Here is a 3072-nt window from a genome sequence, read left to right as displayed (position 1 = left end):
ACCACGTCCTTCTGGGTTGACGTCCCGCCCGCGACGCGTACATCAGACAACCCACCCCCCGAGCGGCCGGCATCCGGCGGGGGGGGCGCCCCCCCCCCCCCCCCCCCCCCCCCCCCCACCCCCACCCGCCCCCGTCTCCCGGTGGTGAACAATGGCAGGCGTGACCCGAGCCTCCCTGGACAAGCAGCCGCACGAAGTCGCCGCGATGTTCGACGACGTGGCGGCACGCTACGACCTCACCAACGACGTGCTGTCCCTGGGCCAGTCCCGGCTGTGGCGACGGGAGGTCGACCGCGCAGTGGCCGCCCGCCCCGCCGAGCGGGTCCTCGACCTCGCGGCCGGCACCGGCACCTCCTCGCAGCCCATGGCCCGCACCGGCGCCTACGTCGTCCCCTGCGACTTCTCCACCGGCATGCTCCAGGAGGGCAAGAAGCGCCAGCCCTGGCTGCCGTTCACCGCGGGCGACGCCATGCGGCTGCCGTTCGCCGACGACGTCTTCGACGCCGTCACCATCTCCTTCGGCCTGCGCAACGTGCAGGACACCGCGGCGGCCCTGGGTGAGCTGTACCGCGTCACCAAGCCGGGGGGACGCGTGGTGATCTGCGAGTTCTCCCACCCGACCTGGGCGCCCTTCCGCACCGTCTACACCGAGTACCTGATGCGGGCGCTGCCGCCGGTGGCGCGCGCGGTCAGCAGCAGCCCCGACGCCTACGTCTACCTCGCCGAGTCCATCCGCGCCTGGCCCGACCAGCCCGCCCTGGCCGCCCTGCTCCAGCAGGCGGGCTGGGCCAAGGTGGCCTGGCGGGACCTCACCGGCGGCATCGTCGCCCTCCACCGCGGCACGAAGCCGGCTGCCTGAGCCGCCCGCGGCGTCCCCCGGGAGCCGGGCGGGCGCCGCGCCCCGCGGGGGCGTGCGACGGTCGCCCGCCCCACGCCCCGCGGCCCGGCTACAGCGTGAGCCGGTAACAGACCGACGTCGCCTCCGTGCCGGGGCGGGCGTACGTCTCGGCTTCGCGCATCCCCAGCCGGCGGCAGACCGCCAGCGAGCGCTCGTTGCGGGTGTCGACCATGGCCACGACCTCCGGCACCCCGGCCGTGCGCACGCTCTCCAGCGCCAGCCGGGCCGCCGCCGTGGCGTAGCCCCGCCCCCAGTACCGGCGTGCCAGCCGCCAGCCGATCTCGACCTCGCCCACCGGGCCCCACTCGCGCGGCCAGGGCTGGGCGCCGGTGAAGCCGACGACGGAGCCGTCCAGCGGGTCCGTCAGGGTGTAGAGGCAGTAGCCGAGTTCCGCGTGGTGGCGGCGCTGCCGGGCGGTCAGCTCCAGGTAGACCGACGGCTCCGCGGACCGGCCGCCGAAGAACTCCATGACCTCGGGGTCGTCGAACACCTCCCGCCAGGCGTAGGCGTCCTCCTCGGTCGGCACCCGGAGGTCCACCACGGGCGTGGGCCGGTCCAGCGGGATCGGCGCGGGCCCGGCGGCGGGCCCCGGGACCCTCACGGCCGACGACGTCAGACCCCCGGTGACCGGCGGTCGGGGCTGCTCCAGCGGCTCGTTCATCGACACCTCACCCCTTCAGGTCGCGAAGCTGCACGCCTCATAGACTGCCCATTGTCCTGTGCCGGTCGGCACCGAGTTAACCGAGTTCCGGGAGATCCGCCGTGACCGATTCCGTGAAGGCGTCCCCAGGCGCGCCCAGTGCCGACCACAGCGCCGACGTCATCGTGGTCGGTGCCGGGCCCGCCGGTTCCGCCACCGCCTACCACCTCGCCCGGTCCGGACTGGACGTCCTGCTGCTGGAGAAGACCGCCTTCCCGCGCGAGAAGGTGTGCGGCGACGGCCTCACCCCCCGCGCCGTCAAGCAGCTCGTCGGCATGGGCATCGACGTCTCCGAGGAGGCCGGCTGGCTGCGCAACAAGGGACTGCGCGTCATCGGCGGCGGCGTGCGGCTCCAGCTGGACTGGCCCGAGCTCGCCTCGTACCCGGACTACGGCCTGGTCCGCAAGCGGGACGACTTCGACGAACAGCTCGCCCGGCAGGCCGAGAAGGCCGGTGCCCGGCTGTACGAGCGCTGCAACGTGGGGGCGCCGATCCTCGACGAGCGCACCGGCCGCATCACCGGCGTCCACGCCAAGCTCGGTGACGAGAAGACGCCCACCACCTTCCACGCCCCGCTGGTCGTGGCCGCCGACGGCAACTCCACCCGTCTCTCCCTGGCCATGGGTCTGCACCGCCGCGAGGACCGGCCGATGGGCGTCGCGGTGCGCACCTACTTCACCTCGCCCCGCCACGACGACGACTACCTGGAGTCCTGGTTCGAGCTGTGGGACCGCCGCGGGGCCGAGCACAAGCTGCTGCCCGGCTACGGCTGGATCTTCGGCATGGGCGACGGCACCTCCAACGTGGGTCTCGGCGTCCTCAACACCAAGCCGGAGTTCAAGGAGCTCGACTGGCGCGAGGTGCTCAGGACCTGGTGCGCCTCGATGCCCGCCGAGTGGGGCTACACCCCGGAGAACATGACCGGCCCGATCCGCGGCGCCGCCCTGCCGATGGCCTTCAACCGCCAGCCGCACTACACCAAGGGCCTGTTGCTCGTCGGTGACGCCGGCGGGATGGTCAACCCCTTCAACGGCGAGGGCATCGCCTACGCCATGGAGTCCGGCCAGATCGCCGCGGACGTCGTCGTCCAGGCCCACGCCCGGTCCACCCCGGCCGGGCGCGAACTGGCGCTCCAGCACTACCCGAAGGTGCTCAAGGAGACCTACGGCGGGTACTACTCGCTGGGCCGCGCCTTCGTGAAGCTGATCTCCAACCCGAAGATCATGAAGCTGGCCGCGGAGCGGGGCATGACCCACCCGGTGCTCATGCGCTTCGCCCTCAAGCTCCTGGCCAACCTCACCGACCCCACCGGCGGCGACTCGATGGACCGCATCGTCAACGCGCTCTCCAAGGTGGCCCCGAAGGCCTGACCGGCACGGCGTCCGGGGCCCGGCCAGCCGGCCACACCCCGGGGGGGGGGGCCGTGGGGTGCGGGCACCCCCCGCGGGAGTACCGGAGGGGTGGGCGCCCCCGT

The 3072-nt window shown here is 73.5% G+C and carries 3 protein-coding genes; 2 read left to right on the top strand and 1 reads right to left on the bottom strand.

Going from position 1 to position 3072, the window contains the following annotated elements; genetic code table 11:
- Positions 1 to 160: 160 nt before the first annotated feature.
- On the top strand, positions 161 to 859 hold the full coding sequence (locus ACFV3R_RS27245) for a demethylmenaquinone methyltransferase (RefSeq protein ID WP_385588595.1): 699 nt from the start codon (positions 161 to 163) through the stop codon (positions 857 to 859).
- 88 nt (positions 860 to 947) lie between these two features.
- Here the strand turns inward: ACFV3R_RS27245 and ACFV3R_RS27240 are convergent, their stop codons facing one another.
- The gene (locus tag ACFV3R_RS27240; RefSeq protein WP_385588592.1) at positions 948 to 1559 is read right to left on the bottom strand and encodes a GNAT family N-acetyltransferase; all 612 of its coding nucleotides are present in this window, start codon (positions 1557 to 1559) and stop codon (positions 948 to 950) included.
- 101 nt (positions 1560 to 1660) lie between these two features.
- Here ACFV3R_RS27240 and ACFV3R_RS27235 point away from each other — a divergent pair, with 101 nt between their 5' ends.
- Complete coding sequence (locus tag ACFV3R_RS27235; protein ID WP_385588589.1) at positions 1661 to 2968, top strand: geranylgeranyl reductase family protein; 1308 nt, start codon at positions 1661 to 1663, stop codon at positions 2966 to 2968.
- The last annotated feature ends 104 nt before the right edge of the window (positions 2969 to 3072 follow it).

The organism is Streptomyces sp. NPDC059740 (genome assembly GCF_042733155.1).
GTDB lineage: Bacteria > Actinomycetota > Actinomycetes > Streptomycetales > Streptomycetaceae > Streptomyces.
This window is presented reverse-complemented; position numbering and strand designations above follow the sequence as displayed.